Below are 19,448 nucleotides of genomic sequence, written 5' to 3'. Positions count from 1 at the left end.
GGGTTCCTTCCGCTCGGTGCGTTAGGTATACCAAACGGCGCAACCTGGCGGCCAGAGCTTGCCGGACAGGGGTTTTTCCGGGAACCTGGGAGGAGGTTCGCCGATACTGTCGGTGACGGCGGGAGGGGATCGGATGGAGCCGGGTTTCGCGTCGGAGTCGGAGCGCGTCACGGAACGGCTGCGGAACGAAATCCTCGACGGCACCCGGGCTCCCGGCAGCAAACTGGTCGAACGGGATCTGGCCGCGGAGATGGGCGTGAGCCGGGTGCCGGTGCGGGACGCGTTGCGCGCGCTGGGAAACGAGGGGCTGGTGACGCCGCGGCCGCGGTCGTGGTCAGTGGTGCGGGAGTTCACCGCGTCGGATGTCGCGGACCTCAACGAGGTGCGCACCGCGTTCGAGGGCCTCACTTTCCGGCTCGCCGCGCAGCGCCGCACGCGCGAGGGCCTGGCGCGGCTGCGGGAAGTGCTGGACGCCGAACTGCGCGCAGCCCGCGCCGGGGACGCAGTTTCCGCGCGCCGGGCGGCCGCGGACTTCCACGAGGTCGTGACGTCCCTGTCGGCGAACGAACTGCTCGGCGAACTGGAGCGGACGCTGCGCAGCCGGATGCGGTGGCTGCTCGGCCAGCACGACGACCTGGAAGCCATGGCGGCGGAGCACGAACTCCTGTACGAGGCGATCGTGGACCGGGATGTCGAACGGGTGGAACGGCTGGTGCTGGCCCATCTGGCGACCGGCACGAGCGAGGCAGCGCGACGGCATCCGGCGAGGGAGTCCGCTTCGGCGAGATGAGCCCGCGTCGCACGGCCTGGTCGCGGCCCCCCGGCTGGAGCCGACACGGCGCCTCCGTCGCGGCCTGGGTTCCGGCAGCGTTGAGATCTCAAGATTCGCCGAGTTGACAGCAATATGCTCACGCCCGTCGCGGGTTGATCAACCAGAGCCCGTGACATCTCAGCCGCACTCCCCCGGACGCCACTGGGATCTCAACGCCGCCCAGCCCGGCAACGTTGAGATCCCAGAGTCGGCACCGCACCGCTGAGGCATCGGCTCCGGTGCCCCGGTCAGAGGTCGACGACCGCCAGACCGTCCGCCACCACGACGCCGTCGTGCAGCACCGTCCGGTCCTTGCCGCGGTCCATGACCGCGCTGGTCGGGGTTTCGCCGTCCACCAGCACCAGATCCGCGCGATCGCCGACCGCCACGCCGGGCCGGTCGTCGATGCCCGCCAGCCGCGGGACGTCGTGGCTCATGATCGACGCGCCGCCCATCGTCGCGACCGCCAGCGCCATCTCGATCAGTTCGTCGCGCCGGAAGCCGTGCGTGAAGGCCAGCTGCCACGTGCGGTCGAGGAGATCGCAGTTGCCGTACGGGCTCCAGTAGTCCCGCTGGCCGTCCTCCCCCAGCCCGACGCGCACGCCCGCGGTCGTCAGGTCCGCCAGCGACAACTGCCGGTCGACGGACGGCGCGACGGTCGCCATCGCGATGTCCAGCTCCGCGAACGTGTCGATCAGCCGGCGGCTCACCGCTTCCGAAACCGAACCCAGCTCGTACGCGTGCGACAGGGTCACCTTGCCGCGCATGTCCAGCGCGCGGACCCGCTCGATCACCAGGTCGGCCGAAAACACGCCGAGATGCCCCGGCTCGTGCAGATGGATGTCGACCTCGACGCCGTACTTCTCGGCCAGCCCGAACACGACGTCCAAGTGCCCCTTGGGATCCTTGTCGAGCGCACACGGGTCGATCCCGCCCACCACCGACGCACCCGAACGCAGCGCGGCCTCCAGCACGTCCGCCGTGCCGGGTTCGCGCAGGATGCCTGCCTGCGGAAACGCCATCACCTCGACGTCCGCATGCGCGGCGAAGCGCTCCTTGGCCGCGAGCACGGCGTCGAGCCTCTCAAGCTGACAGTCCACGTCGACCTGCGCATACGTGCGCACCCTGGTGGTGCCGTTCGCGATCATCCGCTCCAAGGTGCCCGCGACGCGTTCCGGCAGCGGCACTTCGGCCTTCCGCCAGTTCTCGCGGTCGTTCAGCATCATCGCCCACACGCCCGGCGCCCCGGTGTGCGGCCGAAACGGCAAGCCGATCCGCGTCGAGTCGAGGTGGACGTGCACGTCGCTGAACGACGGGAACAGCAGTCGCCCACGCCCGTCGACCCCGTCCGGGCCTGCTACTGCTGCCGGGTCATGCGGGCGGACCGCGGCGATCCGGCCGCCGGTCACCTCGACGTCGCAGCGCTGGCCGCCCCAGGGACGGACGTCACGGATCAACACGGAGAGCACCTTTCCCGGCGGGAGCACTTTGGTATACCAAGAGTACCGGATGCGCGGCACCCGCCGGGATCGGCAGCGTCGTTCGGCGCTCGGGTCACGCCGGGGAGGTCTGGTCGCGGACCGGGAACACCAGGTGGATGACCCGGTCGCCCTGGATGCAGACGGTCGGGTTGCCGAGCAGGACTTCGGGAGCGGCGAGCTGGCCGAAGAACGGCCGGTTCCCCTCGCCCAGCAGCACCGGAACGAGGTCGACGGCCACCTCGTCGAGCAGCCCGAGGTCCAGGCACTGGCGGGCGATGGTGCCGCCGGTGACCGCGACGACCCGGTCGCCGGCGAGTTCACGAGCCTTGGCGACCGCGGCCTCGACGCCGTCGGTCACGAAGGTGAACGGCGCGTCGGGATGGGCGTCGACCCACTCCGTGGGGACCTGGTGGGTCACCACGACGACCGGGACGTCCAAGCTGTGCCTGCCCTGCCAGCCTCGCGCCACCTCGAACAGCGTCCGGCCGCACACGAGTGCTCCCACCGACGACACCCATCGCCGCCAGTGCTCCGTGCTCGCCGGGGCGAGATGGACGGTGAAGTCGCCCGCCGGGGCCGGGATGGCGACCTCTCCGTTCTGCAGCCAGTCGAACAACGGGCCGATCGTGTTGTCCTGCTTGGCGACGTAGCCGTCGAGGGACATGATCGCGTTCGCTACCACTTTGCCCATGGTGCCTGCCTCCTCCTGTGCCGCGGATCTTCGCCGCGAGCGGTCCTTGTCCCTGCGTCGAACGGGGTCTCCGGTTTTCGACACGACCGGCTCGGGGTCACGACACCACTCGGTAGCGCAGATGCGTGACGCCGGGCGCGTCGAGCGCGCGCGCCAGCTCGAGTTCGACCCGGTCGGCGCCGAACAGCCGCCGGCCCTCGCCGAGCACGATCGGGATCAGGTGGATCTGGACCTCGTCCAGCAGGCCCTCGCGCAGCAGCGACTGCGCGAGGGCGGCTCCGTGAACCATCACGTCCCGGTCGCCCGCGGCGGCTTTGGCCTCCCTCATCGCAGTGCTGACGTCGGGCACATAGTGGACCCAGCCGCTCTGCGCTGCGGGCGCGGTCCGGCGCGTGGGCACGAAAATCGGCACGCCGTGGTGGTCGCCGCCCCAGTGGCCGGCGTAGTCGAACGTCTTGCGGCCGACGACCACGGCGCCGGTCGCCATCGCCTCGGCCAGGACCTGCCCGCTCACCCCCGGCGGGGCGAAATGCCGAAGCTCCGAGCGGGGGCCGCCGAGCCACTCGTGCAGCGCGCCGCCGCCGTTCCCGAGCCCGTTGCCGGGGCCGTCGTCAGCCCCGGCGATGAACCCGTCGAGCGACATCGACATGTAGAGCACGGACTTGGCCATCGCGGTCTCCTCGCGCCGGACGGCCCGGTGCGAGCCGTTCTCACCACTGCGTCGCTCGAGCGGGGCCGGATTCGACAGCCGGACCTTCTCCGGCTCACCTGCGAGGCTGAACAGGTGCGTGCGGAATCTTCAGCCGAGCACGCGGTGCCCGGCCCGGCGCAGCAGCGCGATCGCCGCGTCCGCCTGGTCAGCGGGAATCAGCACGAGGTCGCCGTCGAAGCTGGCCGCGACCCAGACCGGCACCTCGCCCGCCGCGAGAGGCGCCACGATCGCCGCCAGCATGCCGGTCGCGTCCGGCGGGTGCGCCTCGTCGCCGTTCCACAGCGCCACCCAAGCGTCGTCGGCCGAGTCCTGGCGTCGCATGCGAGCTCCGCCGTCCGGACCGCGCACGAGCGCGAGCACGTCGCTGTCCTCTACGCCCGGTGCCGCGCGCTCCAGTACGTATCGACCTTCCAGCACCCGCAACGTCTGATGATCCGCGACCGGCATCAGTGCATCGTCGCACACAAATCGACCGATCAGCCCGCAAGCAACCGCACAAGGCGAGCGGTCTCCGCGGCCACCGCCGTCCTCCCCAGCCGGACGTATTTCCGCGGATCCACCGCATCCGGCTGCCCCTCCAGGAACTGCCGCACCGACCGCGTGAACAGACCATTCAGATGCGTTGAGATATTCACCTTCGTCATGCCGCTCACCACCGCGCCGCGCAGTTCCTCATCCGACAGCCCTGACGAGCCGTGCAATACCAACGGGACCGGTACCGCATCTCTCAACCGGGCGACGAGTGAGCGGTACGGAAACCGCATGACCACCAAGATCACCTTCATCGGCGCCGGCAGCGTCGTGTTCACTCAGGGCCTGCTCGCGGACCTGTTCGCCTATCCCGAGCTGTCCGAAGTGCACGTCGCGCTGCACGACATCGACCCGGAACGCCTGCGCACCGCGCACGCGGCGGCCGGGCGCATCGCCGAAACCCGCGGCGCCAAGCCTGTCCTCACCGCCCACGCGGACCGCCGCGAAGCCCTTGCGGGCGCGGATTTCGTCATCAACATGGTCCAAATCGGAATGGGCGAAGCCGCCCGCGTCGACTTCGACATTCCCGCTCGCTTCGGAGTGAAGCAGACCATCGGCGACACGCTCGGCGTCGGCGGGATTTTCCGGGCCCTGCGCACGTTCCCGTTCCTCCGCGAACTCGGCGAGGACATCGCGCAGGTGTGCCCGCAGGCATGGTTGTTGAACTACACCAACCCGATGGCCATGAACGTGCAGTACCTTTCCGAGACGCTCGGCCCGGATCGCGTGGTGGGCCTGTGCCATTCGGTGTACTGGACTGTGCACGACCTGGCCAAACTGCTGGAAGTGCCGTTGTCCGAAGTCGCCTACCACGCCGCGGGCATCAACCGCCAGGCCTGGATCCTGCGCCTGGAGCACCAGGGAGCCGACCTGTACCCGCGGCTCGCCGAACTCGCGGAGGACCCGCAACTGCGGCGGCGCGTGCGGTTCGACATGTTCCGGCGGCTCGGCTACTACCCCACCGAAACCAGCGAGCATTCCTCCGAATACGTGCCCTGGTATCTGGGCCACGAAAGCGAAATCGAACGGCTGCGGCTGCCGATCGGCGCGTACCTGGACGTCGTTGCGGAGAACGAGGCCGAATACGAGCGCACCCGCCAGGCCGTCGAACGCGACGAACCGCTCGCCGTCGAAGGCACCAACGAATACGCACCGCAGATCGTCCACAGTATCGTCACCGGGACGCCGCGCACCGTTTACGGCAACGTCCTCAACCGCGGGCTGATCCCGAATCTGCCCGCGACCGGCGCCGTCGAAGTGCCGTGTCTCGCTGACGCCACCGGCATCCAGCCGACGCGCGTCGATGCGCTGCCGCCACAGCTGGCCGCGCTCAACCGCACCTATCTGAGCACGACCGAACTCGTGGTGCGCGCGGCGATCGAGGACGATCCCCGGCACATTCGCCACGCCGCGATGACCGATCCCGCGACCGCGGCCGCGCTTCCGGTCGAACGCATCTGGGAACTGTGCGACGAAATGGTGCGCGCGCACGGCGACGCACTCCAGCCGGGATTGCGCGAAACGCTGGGCAGCTAGCCGGGCGTGGCTATGCCGGCGGGAACCGGCATAGCCACGCACCAGGCCGCCGCCGCACGTTCTTGACGGTGCGGCGCGGTGATCCGCTAAACTCCTGATGCCTGCCGGACGGGCAGGCCAGAAGTACGCCCAGCCGGTAATGCGGAGTTCTCCGCGAGCCCGGACCCAGTCGCCAGGATGTCTTCGGCACATCCGAGGCGGGGCCGTACTCACCCATCGCTGGAGTCACCAGATGCCTTCGCTCCCTGGTCGGATTTCTCGCGGTACTGTGGCGGCCGCCCTGCTGATCGGCAGCTCGGCTTGCACGTTCGGGGCCGCGGGCCCGGTGGAAAGCGCGCCGCTGCCGTCGCCGCACAGCCAGGTCGCCGACGTTCCCCTGCCGGCCCCGCACGCCGGCTTCGACTACCAGATCGGCGGCCCTTACCAGCCGCCGGCGGGCGTCCAGGTCGTCAGCCGCGACCACAGCGCCCCGGCGGCCTCCGGGCTGTACAACATCTGCTACGTCAACGCTTTCCAGGTACAGCCCGGTGCCGAAAAGGAATGGGGAGACCTGGTTCTGCGCGACGACGACGGCACCGTCGTCATGGATCCCGACTGGAACGAGGCGCTGCTCGACTCGCGCACCGCCGACAAGCGGAGCCGGATCGCGGACAAGGTCGGCGCATGGATCGACGAATGCGCGGGCAAGGGCTACCAAGCGATCGAGCCGGACAACTACGACAGCTTCACCCGGTCCCAGGGGCTGCTCAGCGCGCGGAACGCCCAGGACCTCGTGAAGCTGCTTTCCGAGCGCGCGCACGGAAAAGGTCTCGCGATCGGCCAGAAGAACACCTCGGAACTGGCCTCGTCTCGGGCGGCGAACGGTCTTGACTTCGCGGTCGCCGAGGAATGCGGCCAGCAGGACAATTGCGCGGAGTACACCCGGTATTTCGGCGACCGCGTGATCGTCATCGAATACACCGAGGACGGCTTGCGCACCGCATGTGCCAAGTGGGGCAACACCCTCAGCGTCGTCCGCCGCGACCGGGACGTCACACCGAAGGGCGATTCCGCGTACGTCCGCGAAAGCTGCTGAGGGTTCCGCCACCCTGCCAGCACCGCCGCGCGGATGCTGGCAGGGTGGCGGAATGGCCGACGAGTACCCGTTCGACAACGCGAGCGCCCCGGCGAGCGACCGGATGTCCGCACTGGAAGCCAGTTACGACGCGACGACCGTCCGGCATTTGGGGCAGCTCGGGGTCGGCGCGGGGTGGTCCTGCTGGGAGGTCGGGGCCGGGGGCGGGTCGATCGCCCGGTGGCTGGCCGGGCGGGCCGGGCACGTGCTGGCCACCGACCTCGACACCCGGCTGCTCGCCGACCTGCCCGCGAACGCTTCGGCGGTGCGCCACGACGTCCGCGCGGAGGCGGTCCCGGACCGGAAGTTCGACCTGATCCACGCCCGGCTGGTGCTGATCCACTTCCCGGAGCGCGACGAGCTGGTGGCGAAGCTCGCCGGGGCGCTCGCGCCCGGCGGCTGGCTGGTCCTCGAAGAAATCGAGCCGCGCGGGCAAACCGTGCTGGCCACGCCCGACGAGAAGAGTGCGGAGGTTTTCGCTTCCGTGCAGGGCCGGATCCTGGACCTCCTCGAACGCGCGGGCAGCGACGTCGAATGGGCCGGGCGGCTGCCGTCGGTGCTCGCCGGGGCCGGGTTGCGCGAGGTCGGCAGCGCGCGGGTGACGACCCGGTGGCCGGGCGGCGGACCGGAAATCCGGTTGCTGGCCGCGAATTCGGTGGAGCTGGCCGAAAAGCTGGCCGCGGACGGCGTGCGGCCGGAAGAACTCGAGCAGTTCCGCCGGGTGCTCGCCGATCCGCGGTTCACCGTGTCGTCCTATCCCCTGGTGTCGGCGTGGGGACGCCGTGAGCGACGGCGGGAGATGGCCACCCCGGCCAGGCAGAGCGCGCCGCCGACGAGTCCGTATGCGGTCGGGGTTTCCGCCAGCAGCAGCCATGACAGCAGCACGGCCACCGCTGGCACGGCGTAGGTAACCATCGTCAGGCGACCGGCGTCCGTGCGGCGCAGCGCGTACGCCCACGCGGTGAAGCCGACCGCGGTGGGAAACACTCCCAAGTAGACACTGCCGAGCACCGCTCCGGTGGGAGCGACTTGCAGTTCGCTGATCAGCTGCGGTGCCCACGGCAGCAGGACCACGGCGCCGACGACGCACCCGAGCCAGATCGCGGTCAGCCCGTCGACGTGGCGCAACGTGATCTTCTGGACCATGACGCCGGCCGCGTAGAGCACGGCGGCCAGCAAGCACAGCAGGACGCCGACCCAGTCGTTGCTTCCGGTGGCTCCAGTCGCGATCAGCGCGGCCCCGCCCAGCGCGACGAGCGAACCGATGACGAGCGAGCGCGAGAAGCCTTCGCCGAAGAACTTCCCGGCTGCGGCGGCGACCATCAGCGGTGCCAGGTTGACCAGCAACGCCGCGGTCCCCGCGTCGACATGCCGCTCCCCCGCGTTGAGGACGACGGTGTACGCGGCCAGCCATAGCACTGCATACGCCGCGACCAGCAGGAACGCTTTCCGCGACAGCCGGACGCGGACCGCGCCCTTGACTACGGCGAACACGGTGAGCGCGACGGCGGCGACAGCGAGCCGCAGCAATGCCAGCGGTGCCGGGGACAGCGCGTGCCCGACGCTGCGGATGGCGACGAACGACGAGGCCCACAGCACCACGGCGAGCCCGGCGGCCGCCGCGATCTTGCCGAAGTCGGTCTTGGCGGCGGGGTGAACGGTTTCCACGAGATCGGTCACCTGGTCATCGTCGCCACGCTCCGCTGTACAGCACAAGCGATGAGTTCTGTACCTCCGTTAAGGAGTGCTGTACATTCGCGGGCATGCTCGACATTCCCCGGCTCCGCGTGCTGCGCGCGGTCGTCGCGTCCGGGTCGATCCGTGCGAGCGCCGCCGCGCTCGGCTACACGCCGTCCGCGGTGAGCCAGCAAATCACCACGCTGCAACGGGAGACCGGGTTGCAGCTGTTCGAACGGTCCGGCCGCGGCATCGAGCCCACCGAAGCCGGGCGGACGCTCGCCGCCGAGGCCGAGGCGTTGTTCGCGTCCTTCAGCCGGGTCGAGCAGGTCGTCAGCGAACTGCGCGCCGGACGGGTCGGCAGGCTGTCGATCGGCTACTTCGGCTCGGCCGGCTCGACCTGGCTGGCCCCGACGGTCGCCGCGCTGCGCGCCGAGTTCCCCGCCCTGCGGCTGGACCTGATGCTGACCGAGTTCACGCCGGGCGATCCGGACATCGACATCTTCGTGGAGGAAACCGGGGCCGAACATCCCGGATCGGTCGTCGTGCACCGGCTGGCCGAGGACCCCTACCTAGCGGTCGTCCGCCGCGACGACCCGCTCGCCGGCCTGCCGGAGGTGCCGCTGGCCGCGCTCGCCGAACGGCACTGGGTCGACAACGACCTGCGCGAGGGCCCGTGCCGGCAGGTGCTCCTGAACGCCTGCACGCAGGCCGGGTTCTCGCCGAGTTTCGTCGTCGAAACCCACGACTACCGGACCGCGATGTCTTTCGTGGCAACGGGAATCGGGCTGACGGTGGTTCCCGAGCTGGGGATCGGCGAACTGCCGGACGGCCTCACCACTGTCGCCCTGTCCTCTCCCGCGCCGGTCCGCCACCTCAGTCTCGCGGTGAAGAAGCCGATCGCGGACCACCCCGCCGCCCGGCGTGCGGTGGAACTGCTGGAAAGCCTGGTGTGCACGGGGAAAACCCTGGCCAGCTGACACCTGCGGGTCGTGATGGGTCGCCTGGGGTACCGCGGGAGTCCGTGAAGGACTCCTTGCGGGAATTAGAGTCCGTGAGGGGCCCCTTCACGGACAGCCGGGCGACAAAGCCTCGAATCGCCGGTATCCGCCGCGCCGTTCGGAAAGCCCTAAGGGAATCAGAGTCCGTGACGGTTCCCCTCACGGACGGCCAGCCCGCCAGGCCCGGAATCGCCGAGGTTTCGCGCTCGCGGCTCGGAAACCTGGGCCGGGAAGCCGTGAAGGGCCCTTTGCCGGAACAAGATTCCCGCAAGGGGCCCTTCACGGCACGGTCACCGCGGCGCGAATCGACGGCTGGCCCGTTCTCCGGTAACGAATGCACCACATTCGCGACGCCCGCCCCGAACGGACCAGTCCGCACCGGGTGCGCCCCGGACGGCGCGCGGAAGCCGGCTCACCGGAACGGGTTGATGGCCTTCCGCCAATTTCTCCCGCTGTTTCCGCGCCGACCTGGGCGGCTGACCGCTAACCGTCTTCGTTACGCCCCGATCGGGTAGGGACAACTCACGCGCAGTCCGCATTTCCGCCGCCCGAACCCGCGTCCGTCACTCTGACGAGGAGCTTCGAACCCCCGGGTTGGCGGATTGGCCGGGGCACCTCCTCCGTGCGGGAATGGTGTCACCGTCCGACATCGAAGTCGCCCGGTTTTCCTCAGGGAAAAGGAAGGGTTCGTTTTCATGGACGTCCGGTACGAGGCTTTTTGCTTCGCCGATCCGCTGTTCTTCGACGAACCGCGGGAAACCCCGGGCGCGGCCGGAGACCTGGCCGCGGGCCTGCCGGGCCCGGGACCGGAGTGGACGGTCGAAACCCGCGGGATCTGGCGTTCGCTGCGCCCGTCCGGCCGGAAACTTCCCGTCCAGGGCTGGAAAATCCATGTCTCCGCAGGTCTGGACAACGCCGAGTCCGTACTGGCGCGGGTGCACCGGTACTGCGTGGAGCACCGGGTCGCGTACAAGCACCTGCGCTCCCGGACGATCCTGGTGAGCCGCAATTCGAAATACGCGCCGCGGGAAGGAAGCGGCAAGCTGATCACGATTTACCCAGGAGCCGCAGACGAGCTCGCCCGGATACTGCACGACCTTTCCGCCGAGCTGGAAGGCGAGCACGGTGCGTATATTCTGAGCGATCTCCGCTACCGCGAAGGCCCGCTTTACGTCCGATATGGCGGATTCGTCGAACAGTGGACAGAACACGCCGGAACCCGGGTGCTGGCAATCCGCCATCCGGATGGAACTCTCGTGCCCGACCGGCGCGAACCGTCCTTTTCCGTGCCGGACTGGGCACCTATTCCGTCCTGTTTGTCCGACAGTCTCGCCGCGCGCAAGAACGGCGCCCGATTCCCGTACCGGGTGACCGGTTCCCTGCACTTTTCCAACGGCGGCGGCGTTTATCTGGCCGAACGAGGGGTCGACCAGAAGACCGTCGTGCTGAAGGAGGCCCGGCCGCACGCCGGGCTCGACCGGGACGGCGCCGACGCGGTCGCCCGGCTCAACCACGAGCGCGAGGTGCTCGAACGGCTGGCGGACGTTCCGGGCGTCCCCCGGGTGTACGAGCAGTTCACCGTGTGGGAGCACCACTACCTGGCGATGGAGCATCTGCCCGGCATCTCGCTGAGCAGCTGGCTCGCGCGGCATTACCCGCTCACCGGCGGCTCCCGCGCCGAAGGCGAGCTTGCGGCCTACCGCGACCGCGCTCTGGCCGTGCTGGCCCAAGTCGAACGCATCGTCGCGGACATCCACCGGCACGGCATCGTGTTCGGCGATCTGCACGGGAAGAACATCCTCGTGGACGACCAGGACCGGGTGTCGCTGATCGACTTCGAGCTGGCCGTCGACGCCGAGTCCGGCGACCGTCCCGGGCTCGGCGCGCCTGGCTTCCGCGCGCCTGCCGACCGGCGCGGGTTCGAGATCGACGAGCACGCGCTCGCCGCGCTGCGGCTGTGGCTCTTCCTTCCGCTGGTGATGCTGCTGGAACTCGCGCCGGGCAAGCTGCGCGGGATCGCGGACTTCGCCCAGCAGCGGTTCGACCTGCCGGACGGATACGCCGACCGGGTGGTCTCCGTGCTCGCCTCGCGCACCACACCGCCCGCCGCGACGCACACCGCGCTGGACGAGCCGCGGCCGGACTGGACGCTGGTGCGCAAGCAGATCGCGGAAGCCATCCTCGCGAGCGCCACGCCGGAGCGCACCGACCGGCTGTTCCCCGGCGACATCGAACAGTTCCGCTCCGGCGGCGCGGGATTCGGCGTCGGCGCCGCGGGCGTGCTGCACTCGCTGCACATCGCCGGAGCCGGCCGTTATCCGGAATACGAGCAGTGGCTGGTGGCTGCGGCGCGACGGCACCCGCCCACGCGGCCCGGCTTCTTCGACGGCAGCCACGGCATCGCCTACGTCCTGGAGGAATTCGGCTACTCGGCGGAAGCCGACGAGTTGCTCGCCGCGTCGCGGTCGCTGGCCGACCAGACCACCGACCACGGCCTGGAGAGCGGCCTCGCCGGGATCGGCCTCACCCGCCTGCACTTCGCGACGACCCGCGGCGACAACGAATTCGGCCGCCAAGCCCTCGACATCGCGGTCAAGCTCGCGACCGCTTTCGAGACCGCCGACCCGCCCGGACGCTTCGCCAGGGCCGGGCTGCTCAGCGGCTGGTCCGGACCGGCGTTGCTGTTCCTGCGCCTGTACGAACACACCGGGGAGCCGACCTGGCTCACCCTCGCCGACCGGGTCCTGGCCCGCGACCTGGAGGAATGCGCCCCAGCGGCCGACGGCTCGCTGCAGGTGCGGGACGGCACCCTACGGACGCTGCCGTACGCCGCGATCGGCAGCGCCGGAATCCTGCTGGTCGCCGAGCAGGTCGCCCGGCACCTCCCGGACTCGGCGACCGCCCGGAGCCTGCCCGGGTTGCGGGCGGCGTGCCGCGGAGAGTTCGTGATCCACCCCGGCCTGCTCTACGGCCGGTGCGGACTCGCCGCCGCCCTGTCCTTCGCCGACGAACCGGACCGGGAAGCCATCGACCTGCATCTGTCCCGGCTGTCCTGGCACGGCGTCCCGTACCGCGGCGGGCTGGCCTTCCCCGGCAACCAGCTGCTTCGCCTGTCGACCGACGTCAGCACCGGCAGCGCGGGAGTCCTCCGCACGCTCGCCGCACTACTGGACGGCGCGGAACTGCTGCCCTTCCTGGGCTCCGCACCGTCCCCGCACACCTCCGGCCGATGAGCGCCGGCGGACCCCGAGAGAAGGGAACACCCATGGAACACGTCCTGGAACTGCAGGCGCTGGAGGCCCCGGAAGCCCTCGAAGGCCAGGGACTGGACCACCACGGCCACAGCCACTACAGCGCGTACTGCGGCGACAGCACGCTCAGCCTGCTTCTCTGCTACTGACCGCGCGGGCGGGGCGGGAACGGCGCAGGCCAAGTGCGCCGTTCCCGCCCCGCTCATTCTGCCCCGGCGACCCAGGGTGGTCGCGCCGAGGCTGACGGAGGCGGTGCTTCCAGATTGAGATCGACGAATCCGACGACGGGGTTCGCCGGGAGAGCAGGTGTTCGCCATGCGAGGGAGACGCCGTCGACCTGCAGACCTGGCACCCCCGACTCGTCGTGACGTCGCTGATCGCCGACGGTGGACCGCACGACCTCCGCGCGAAGGGATCGCCATGGCCAGCCCCGCCGACTCCCGTCGGCCACCGCCGCTCTTCTAGGCCGCCCTTTCTCGCCGCGACCGCCATGACCTCGCTGATCTCCGCCGGTGCCGCACATACCGACCACCACGCGAAGGGAGCGGCGCGACCGGATCCGCCGACCGCCCGTTCGCCCCGACCGCCCGTTCGCCATCGTCATGACCCCGCCGGCCACCGCCAGTACCCCGCACGTCGGCCACCACGCGAGAGGAGCGCCATGGCCAGCCCCGCCGACCGACTGCTGACCACGACCGCCCTCCTCGACCGCCCCCGTCTCGTCGCGGTCGGCCTAACCTCGCTGATCGCCGCCGGCGCCGGACTGCTGCTGCCCGGCGCCCTCGCCGCGGCGACCGACGCGGTGCTCAGCGAGCGAAGCAGTACCGGCGCGGTGGTGTGGCTGCTTGTCGTAGGTGTCGCGGAGATCGCCGCGGACGCCGTCACCATGGTTCTTCCCGCCCGCCTGACCAGCAACGCGAGCGCCTGGCTCCGCCGCCGGATCACCGACCGGCTGCTCGCTCTGGGCACCGGCTCGCCGTTCGCCCCGGGCGACGCGGTCAGCCGGGTGACCGGCGATTGCGCGGCCGCCGGCGGCATCGCCGCGGTCGTGGTCCAGCTGATCGCGACCGGGCTCATGTCCTCCGGCGCGGTCGTCCTGCTCGCGCTCATGGACTGGCGGCTGGCCCTGGTCTTCCTCGGCAGCCTCCCCTTCGCGCTGCTGCTGGCCCGTTCCCACCTGCGCGGCACGGCCAAGGATGTTCTTTCCTACCAACGGGTTTCCGGGGAACTCTCCGCCCGGCTGCTCGACGCGGTCGCCGGGCTCCGGACGATCGCCGCGTCCGGCACCGCTGACGCCGAAGCCGCCCGGGTGCTGCGCCCGTTGCCGCGGCTGAACCTCGCCGGCCAAGGCATGTGGCGCACCCAGGCGCGGATGGTGTGGCGAGCCGGTCTCCTGCTCCCGACAGTGGAAATCCTCACCCTCGCCGCCGCCGGTTTCGGCGTCCTGGCCGGACGCTTGACCGCCGGCGACGTCCTCGCTGCCCTCGGCTACGTCGCGCTCGGGCTCGGTCTGGTCACGCAGATCCCGTTGCTCACCACGCTTTCCCGCATCCGCTCGGCCGCGCACCGGATCGCCGAAGTCCTCGAAACCGAGCCGCCTCCTCGTGGCGTGCTCGGACTGTTGCCCGGAAACGGCACCCTGGAACTTCGCGGCGTCACCGTGCACGGCGCACTCGCCGACGTCGACCTCACCATTCCCGGTGGCTGTTTCGCCGCGGTGGTAGGGAGTTCCGGGTCGGGAAAGTCCACTGTGGTCTCATTGCTGGCAGGTCTCCGTCGCCCCGACGCCGGACAGGTGCTGCTGGACGGCCGCGACCTCGCCGTACTGCGTCCTGAGGAACTTCGGGCTGTCATCGCGTACGCCCCCGCCGAGCCCGCGCTGCTTGGCGACACGGTCGCGGATGCCGTCGCTTACGGTTCCTGGGCCAGCGTTCCGGCCGTCGATGCGGCCTGCCGGACGGCGCGGATACACGACGTCCTCGTCCGGTTGCCGCAGGGTTATGACACTCCCCTTGCCGAGACTCCGCTGTCGGGCGGGGAACGCGCTCGGGTCGGCCTCGCTCGTGCGCTCGCGCGAAACCCGCGGGTGCTCCTGCTCGACGACGCCACCGCCAGCCTGGACACGATCACCGAACGCGCCGTGACAGCTGAACTGGGCCGCCGGACTCGCGTAGTCGTCACACACCGAGCCGCGATGGCCGCGCGGGCGGACGTGGTGGTGTGGCTGGCGGCGGGGCAGGTCCTGGCGGTCGGGCCGCATACGCGGTTGTGGCAGCTGCCCGGGTATCGCGCGGTGTTCACGGAGGAAACGTGAACGCAGCACAGCGAACGACAGAACAACTCCGCCCGCAGGGGCATGCCGTGCGTACGGAGCGGACATGAGCGTCGGCCGTCTCTACTGGAACGCCCTCGCCGGGCAGTGGCGCGGCGGGTTGGTCCTCCTGGCCTGCTCCGTCCTCGAAGGACTGCCCGCGTTCTTCTCCGGACGGCTCGTCGAACTGGCCGTCAACAGCGGGTTCGCCGCCGGCAAGCCCGGCGTCGGCCTCGGTTGGCTCGGGGTGTTCGGGCTCGCCGCTCTCGCCGGCGCGTTCGGTTCCCGGCTGGTGTGGCGGCAGCTGGGCAAGGTCGTCGAACCATTGCGCGACGCGCTGGTGACCGCCGTCGTACGCGGCGTGTTGCACGATCCCGCGCCGCCGCGAAGCGGGCCGGACGCTCGCGGCGTCGCGCGGATCACCCAGCACGTCGAGGTCGTGCGCGACGCGACCGGCGGGCTTCTGGTGCAGGCCCGCGGCATGGTCGTCACGACCGCGGCGGCGGTCGCCGGACTCGTGACCGTCGCGGGGTCGCTGGCGTTGCCGGTCGTAATCCCAGTGCTGGTCGCGCTGGCCGGATTCGCCGCGCTGCTGCCTTCGCTCGCCCGGCGGCAACGTGCGCTCACGCTCGCCGACGAGGGCACCGCAGCGACGAGTGGTTCGATCTTCGCCGGGATGCGGGACGTCGTCGCCTGCGGAGCCGAACCGGTCGCCGCGCTGACCGCCGACCACGCGATGGACTGGCAAGCCACAGCTGCGGTGCGCGTCGCCAGGTCGGCGGCGCTGCGGTCAGTGATCGTGGCGCTCGGCGGGTTCGTCCCGCTGGTGCTCGCGCTCGCCCTCGCGCCGTCGATGGTCGCGCGCGGCGAACTGACCGCCGGGGCCGCGCTGGGCGCGCTCGTCTACCTGGCCACCACCCTGCAACCGGCGTTGCGCGGACTCGCCGCCACCGCGTCCACGGTCGTTCTCCGGTTGCTCGTCGCGCTGCGCCGGCTCGCCGAGACGACCGCCCCGCCCGAACGTCGCCCGGCGACCGAAAGCCCCGCCGGACTCGGCCTCGCCGTCCGCGGCCTGACGTTCCGCTGGGGCGCGGCGCCGGAACCGGTAGTGCGCGGCTTGAATCTGGATCTGCGCCCGGGCGAACACCTGGCCGTGGTCGGCCCGAGCGGCATCGGGAAATCGACCCTCGCCGGCCTGCTCGCCGGTCTCCTGGCGCCGCAGCACGGGGAAGTCCGGCTGGGCGGCGTACGCGTCGGCCGGCTGGCCGACCGGCCCCGGCACCTGGTGCTGGTCCCGCAACAGGCGTACGTCTTCGCCGGAACCCTGCGCGAAAACCTTTCCCTGTTCCACCCCGAAGCCTCCGACCGCCGCCTCGTCGCAGCCGCCGAAGCCGTCGGCGCCGCCCCGCTGCTGGCCCGCCTCGGCGGTCTGGACGCCGAACTCGGCCACGGCGCGGACGGCCTTTCCGCCGGGGAAGCCCAGCTGCTGGCGCTGGCGAGAGCCTATGCCGCGCCCGCCGGAGTCGTCGTCCTGGACGAGGCAACGTCCACTTTGGACCCAGCAGCGGAGGTCCACGCGGAACGCGCCTTCGCCGCCCGAGGAGGCACCCTGGTGGTCATCGCGCATCGGCTGTCGTCCGCGGTCCGGGCGCACCGAGTGCTGCTGATGGACGGGCGGGAAACGCTGCTGGGTAGCCACGACGAACTTCTCGCCGCCGCGCCGCGGTATGCCGAGATGATGCGGGCTTGGCTGCCGGAGCAACGGAAATCGCAGCTTGAGGCCAGTTGAACGGGGTTCGAGTCCCTTCGCACCATGAGAGGACGCGCTCGGCGTTGGCCGGATAGACGAGGTCCTTTCCGCGGACACCCGCTCAGACCTTGCGCGGTGCCGGGGCGATGAGGATCTTGCTTCCGTTGCGGCCGAGGTAGATGTCGACCTTGCAAAACCGTGGCCGGGCTCGATCCAGCCACGGTCTTCTGGTCGTCGGAGGCGGTGCGGGTCTGGACGTCGAACAGGGTGCCCGCCTGCCGCAATTCGGCGGTGACCGTGGTGCTGCCCGCCGTCGGGTCGTCGCGGACGAATCCGGTGACGCCGACCGCGCGGTTGTACCAGGTCAACGTGCCGCCGGTTCGCCTCCGCTGATGTCCGACGTCGGGTCGCGTTCGTGCTGCCCGGCCGCCGGGCAGGGCGAGACCGGTGGCGACGCGTTCCTGCCCCAGGCATGGCCGATTCTGGACGGGATCGTCCTTCGCCGAGGCTCGCGGCGCGGGATTATGCGTGAGGTGCCGGGTTTGGCTCAGCCATCGTGCGCCGCGTAGATGCCCGTTGGGACAGCGCCAACGCCGTCGCACCCGCCCTCGCTTACCGACGCCTGTCCCTGTTCAATTCTCCAGCCTGGGCAGTGTCCATTGAGGATAGTGCTCGCGTTCTCACTTCGTGCCGTGCCGCAGTCCGTCCAGCAGCAAGGTGATCACGCCGTCCGCGTCGCCTCGCCAGCCTGGGCGGTCGTGTGCCGCGCTGATCCCGTGCAGGGCCATCAGGACAGAACCCGCGCTTACGTCGTCGCGAATCGCCCCGGCTTGTGCCGCCGCGGAGACCAGGTCGGTGACCGCTTCCTCGAGAGCTCGGCTGCCCTCGGCGAGCGCCTCCGAACTGGTGGCCATCAGGGTGGCGATCGTCCGGGCGAGGCCGTGGTGGGCGTCCAGGTAGTCGATCATTCCGCGGAGAAAAGCGGCCAGCGCGTCGGCTCCGGGCAGGGTGGCCTGCGCTTCCCGGGCACGGGCGCAAAGGGTGGCGACTTCCTCGTGGTAGACCGCCTCGGCGAGCGCCTCGCGGGTGGGGAAATGGCGGTACAGGGTGCCGGTGCCCACCCCGGCCAGGCTGGCGAAGTCGTCGAAGCGCAGGTCGAAGAAATCGCCCGCGGCGAAGAGTTCCCGGGCCTTGGCGAGCAACGCGTCGCGGTTGCGCCGGGCGTCGGCGCGCAGTGGTTTGGCGTCGGGCATGCGGGACCTCTCGTTGACAACTGGAGATTGTCTCCATATTTTGGCAAGTGGAGATTGTCTCCAGTTTCAGGGTAGCCCATGAGGTGCGGCTGTGAAGATCTTGATGTTCGGACGCGGCGTGATCGCGGCGATGTGCGGCTGGGCCTTGGAGCGGGCGGGGCACGAGGTCGAGTTCTACGTCCGTCCGGGCCGGGCGGCGGAGTACGGGAGCTCGATCGATCTCGATCTCCGGGACCTGCGGGCGTGGGGACGGCGAGTCGTCGAGAACTGGCCGGTGCGTTACCGCGAGGAGCTGGAGCCGGACCACGGGTTCGACCTGATTGTGCTGAGCGTCCAGCACTACCGGCTCGCGGAGGCAGCGGCTTTCCTGGCCCCGCGCGTCGGGAAAGCCACGGTGCTGGTTTTCGGCAACATCTGGTCCGAACCGCTGGACGCGATCGGCGACCTTCCCGTCGACCAGGTCGCGTGGGGCTTCCCCCAGGCCGGCGGCGGTTTCGGCGAGGACGGCGTGCTCCGCGGGATGATCCTGCCCTTCGCCGGGTTCGGGGCTCTCGGCGCGCCGCCATCCGAACGAGAGCGGACGGTACGGCAGGTGTTCCGCGACGCCGGGTTCCGTCTCCGGGAGCAACCAGATTTCCGCGGCTGGCTGTGGGTTCATTTCGCCTCGGACGCGGGTTTGCACTCGCAGGGCGTGCGGGTGGGCTCGCTGAGTTCGCTGGCAAAGTCGCGGGGTGATTTGCGCGAGGGGTTGCTGGCTGGACGGGAGCTTCTGCCCCTTCTCGAAGCCCGTGGCGTCGACCTGCGGCGGCACCGAGGCGGAACGCTGCTGTTCCGGGCACCGACTTGGCTGACCGCTCGGGTACTCGTCTGGCTGCTGGCTCATTTCGCCCCGGCGCGCGTGAGTTTCGCGGCGCACTCCGATCCGGACGCACGCGAGCCGCGCGAGATCTGCCGAGACGCACTGTCGGAAGCTCGACGGCTGGGCGTCCCAGTCCCCCGGCTGGAGGCGGCTGAGCCGTACTTCGCTGTAGACAGGAACTGAGCCGCGGGGCGGGGTTTGGCTGCGCTGTGGATCGCTCGACGGGTGGGCGAAGCTGTGCAAGCATTCGTCTCGACAGGGGTCTGCTCTGAGTGCCAACGTGAGCTCGGCCGGTTGCGGCGTCCAAACGACCGGGCGCGCGAACCCCGGCTTAGAGCAACGATCGGCAGCCCCGCGCACGCGACCGCGCCGCTGGTTGCCACCGACCGGCGGTGACCGTTCGTGCGGCCCGACACCTTGCCGCACCGCCGACGAGCCATTCCAAGCAAAGCCTTGCCGCGCAAGAGACT

The 19,448-nt window shown here is 70.4% G+C and carries 17 protein-coding genes and 1 pseudogene; 11 read left to right on the top strand and 7 right to left on the bottom strand.

Translation table 11 applies throughout. From position 1 onward, the window contains the following. The first annotated feature begins 133 nt into the window (after positions 1 to 133). Positions 134 to 790, top strand: a complete 657-nt coding sequence (locus ATK30_RS38760; RefSeq protein ID WP_101439682.1) for a GntR family transcriptional regulator — start codon at positions 134 to 136, stop codon at positions 788 to 790. A gap of 269 nt (positions 791 to 1,059) precedes the next feature. Here ATK30_RS38760 and ATK30_RS38755 read toward each other — a convergent pair whose 3' ends face one another. The 5 genes from ATK30_RS38755 to ATK30_RS38735 all read right to left on the bottom strand — a co-directional run bounded on the left by ATK30_RS38755 (position 1,060) and on the right by ATK30_RS38735 (position 4,504). After that, positions 1,060 to 2,271 (bottom strand): amidohydrolase family protein, encoded by a 1,212-nt coding sequence (locus ATK30_RS38755; RefSeq protein WP_101441297.1) that lies wholly within the window; start codon positions 2,269 to 2,271, stop codon positions 1,060 to 1,062. 94 nt (positions 2,272 to 2,365) lie between these two features. Continuing rightward, the gene (locus tag ATK30_RS38750) at positions 2,366 to 2,983 is read right to left on the bottom strand and encodes a dihydrofolate reductase family protein (protein ID WP_101439681.1); all 618 of its coding nucleotides are present in this window, start codon (positions 2,981 to 2,983) and stop codon (positions 2,366 to 2,368) included. Positions 2,984 to 3,080: 97 nt separating this feature from the next. Next, positions 3,081 to 3,653 (bottom strand): dihydrofolate reductase family protein, encoded by a 573-nt coding sequence (locus tag ATK30_RS38745; RefSeq protein ID WP_101439680.1) that lies wholly within the window; start codon positions 3,651 to 3,653, stop codon positions 3,081 to 3,083. 129 nt (positions 3,654 to 3,782) lie between these two features. Next, positions 3,783 to 4,142, bottom strand: coding sequence for an ACT domain-containing protein (locus ATK30_RS38740; protein WP_101439679.1), 360 nt, complete (start codon positions 4,140 to 4,142; stop codon positions 3,783 to 3,785). A 29-nt stretch (positions 4,143 to 4,171) separates the two neighbouring features. Further along, positions 4,172 to 4,504, bottom strand: a complete 333-nt coding sequence (locus ATK30_RS38735; protein ID WP_244194854.1) for a class II fructose-bisphosphate aldolase — start codon at positions 4,502 to 4,504, stop codon at positions 4,172 to 4,174. Between ATK30_RS38735 and melA the strand changes: the two genes are divergently transcribed. The 3 genes and pseudogenes from melA to ATK30_RS46640 form a co-directional block, all read left to right on the top strand. Then, the gene (gene melA, locus ATK30_RS38730) at positions 4,458 to 5,762 is read left to right on the top strand and encodes an alpha-glucosidase/alpha-galactosidase (RefSeq protein ID WP_101439678.1); all 1,305 of its coding nucleotides are present in this window, start codon (positions 4,458 to 4,460) and stop codon (positions 5,760 to 5,762) included. The two genes, ATK30_RS38735 and melA, sit on opposite strands and share 47 nt — an antisense overlap. A 232-nt stretch (positions 5,763 to 5,994) precedes the next feature. After that, entirely contained in the window at positions 5,995 to 6,837 is an 843-nt protein-coding gene (locus ATK30_RS38725) for an endo alpha-1,4 polygalactosaminidase (protein ID WP_101439677.1), read from the top strand. A 52-nt stretch (positions 6,838 to 6,889) separates the two neighbouring features. Next, positions 6,890 to 7,294 (top strand): annotated as a pseudogene (locus ATK30_RS46640) (class I SAM-dependent methyltransferase); the annotation flags it as partial. A 335-nt stretch (positions 7,295 to 7,629) separates the two neighbouring features. On the opposite strand, the gene ATK30_RS38715 reads toward ATK30_RS46640, so the two are convergent. After that, complete coding sequence (locus ATK30_RS38715) at positions 7,630 to 8,556, bottom strand: DMT family transporter (RefSeq protein ID WP_158242559.1); 927 nt, start codon at positions 8,554 to 8,556, stop codon at positions 7,630 to 7,632. Between the two features lie 83 nt (positions 8,557 to 8,639). Between ATK30_RS38715 and ATK30_RS38710 the strand changes: the two genes are divergently transcribed. From ATK30_RS38710 to ATK30_RS38685, 6 genes are all read left to right on the top strand, one after another. Continuing rightward, the gene (locus tag ATK30_RS38710; RefSeq protein WP_101439674.1) at positions 8,640 to 9,533 is read left to right on the top strand and encodes a LysR family transcriptional regulator; all 894 of its coding nucleotides are present in this window, start codon (positions 8,640 to 8,642) and stop codon (positions 9,531 to 9,533) included. A gap of 716 nt (positions 9,534 to 10,249) precedes the next feature. Then, positions 10,250 to 12,787 carry a class III lanthionine synthetase LanKC gene (gene lanKC, locus ATK30_RS38705; protein WP_101439673.1) on the top strand — a complete coding sequence of 846 codons (2,538 nt, stop codon included), beginning with the start codon at positions 10,250 to 10,252 and terminating at the stop codon, positions 12,785 to 12,787. A gap of 32 nt (positions 12,788 to 12,819) precedes the next feature. Then, complete coding sequence (locus ATK30_RS38700; RefSeq protein ID WP_158242558.1) at positions 12,820 to 12,954, top strand: class III lanthipeptide; 135 nt, start codon at positions 12,820 to 12,822, stop codon at positions 12,952 to 12,954. Positions 12,955 to 13,466: 512 nt separating this feature from the next. Beyond that, on the top strand, positions 13,467 to 15,119 hold the full coding sequence (locus ATK30_RS38695) for an ABC transporter ATP-binding protein (protein ID WP_101439671.1): 1,653 nt from the start codon (positions 13,467 to 13,469) through the stop codon (positions 15,117 to 15,119). A 64-nt stretch (positions 15,120 to 15,183) separates the two neighbouring features. Then, the gene (locus ATK30_RS38690) at positions 15,184 to 16,905 is read left to right on the top strand and encodes an ATP-binding cassette domain-containing protein (RefSeq protein WP_101439670.1); all 1,722 of its coding nucleotides are present in this window, start codon (positions 15,184 to 15,186) and stop codon (positions 16,903 to 16,905) included. Positions 16,906 to 17,064: 159 nt separating this feature from the next. Further along, complete coding sequence (locus ATK30_RS38685; RefSeq protein ID WP_101439669.1) at positions 17,065 to 17,259, top strand: hypothetical protein; 195 nt, start codon at positions 17,065 to 17,067, stop codon at positions 17,257 to 17,259. A 287-nt stretch (positions 17,260 to 17,546) separates the two neighbouring features. Here the strand turns inward: ATK30_RS38685 and ATK30_RS38680 are convergent, their stop codons facing one another. Further along, positions 17,547 to 18,119, bottom strand: a complete 573-nt coding sequence (locus ATK30_RS38680) for a TetR/AcrR family transcriptional regulator (RefSeq protein ID WP_101439668.1) — start codon at positions 18,117 to 18,119, stop codon at positions 17,547 to 17,549. A 91-nt stretch (positions 18,120 to 18,210) separates the two neighbouring features. Here ATK30_RS38680 and ATK30_RS38675 point away from each other — a divergent pair, with 91 nt between their 5' ends. Further along, positions 18,211 to 19,161 carry a ketopantoate reductase family protein gene (locus ATK30_RS38675; RefSeq protein ID WP_101439667.1) on the top strand — a complete coding sequence of 317 codons (951 nt, stop codon included), beginning with the start codon at positions 18,211 to 18,213 and terminating at the stop codon, positions 19,159 to 19,161. Positions 19,162 to 19,448: the final 287 nt, after the last annotated feature.

The organism is Amycolatopsis echigonensis (genome assembly GCF_002846615.1).
GTDB lineage: Bacteria > Actinomycetota > Actinomycetes > Mycobacteriales > Pseudonocardiaceae > Amycolatopsis > Amycolatopsis echigonensis.
This window is presented reverse-complemented; position numbering and strand designations above follow the sequence as displayed.

Bases quoted from the DNA above. Each gene is read 5' to 3' on its own strand.
- ATK30_RS38760 (WP_101439682.1), top strand. From the start codon at position 134: ATGGAGCCGGGTTTCGCGTCGGAGTCGGAGCGCGTCACGGAACGGCTG.
- ATK30_RS38750 (WP_101439681.1), bottom strand. From the start codon at position 2,983: ATGGGCAAAGTGGTAGCGAACGCGATCATGTCCCTCGACGGCTACGTC.
- ATK30_RS38745 (WP_101439680.1), bottom strand. From the start codon at position 3,653: ATGGCCAAGTCCGTGCTCTACATGTCGATGTCGCTCGACGGGTTCATC.
- ATK30_RS38740 (WP_101439679.1), bottom strand. From the start codon at position 4,142: ATGCCGGTCGCGGATCATCAGACGTTGCGGGTGCTGGAAGGTCGATAC.
- melA (WP_101439678.1), top strand. From the start codon at position 4,458: ATGACCACCAAGATCACCTTCATCGGCGCCGGCAGCGTCGTGTTCACT.
- ATK30_RS38725 (WP_101439677.1), top strand. From the start codon at position 5,995: ATGCCTTCGCTCCCTGGTCGGATTTCTCGCGGTACTGTGGCGGCCGCC.
- ATK30_RS38710 (WP_101439674.1), top strand. From the start codon at position 8,640: ATGCTCGACATTCCCCGGCTCCGCGTGCTGCGCGCGGTCGTCGCGTCC.
- lanKC (WP_101439673.1), top strand. From the start codon at position 10,250: ATGGACGTCCGGTACGAGGCTTTTTGCTTCGCCGATCCGCTGTTCTTC.
- ATK30_RS38700 (WP_158242558.1), top strand. From the start codon at position 12,820: ATGGAACACGTCCTGGAACTGCAGGCGCTGGAGGCCCCGGAAGCCCTC.
- ATK30_RS38695 (WP_101439671.1), top strand. From the start codon at position 13,467: ATGGCCAGCCCCGCCGACCGACTGCTGACCACGACCGCCCTCCTCGAC.
- ATK30_RS38690 (WP_101439670.1), top strand. From the start codon at position 15,184: ATGAGCGTCGGCCGTCTCTACTGGAACGCCCTCGCCGGGCAGTGGCGC.
- ATK30_RS38680 (WP_101439668.1), bottom strand. From the start codon at position 18,119: ATGCCCGACGCCAAACCACTGCGCGCCGACGCCCGGCGCAACCGCGAC.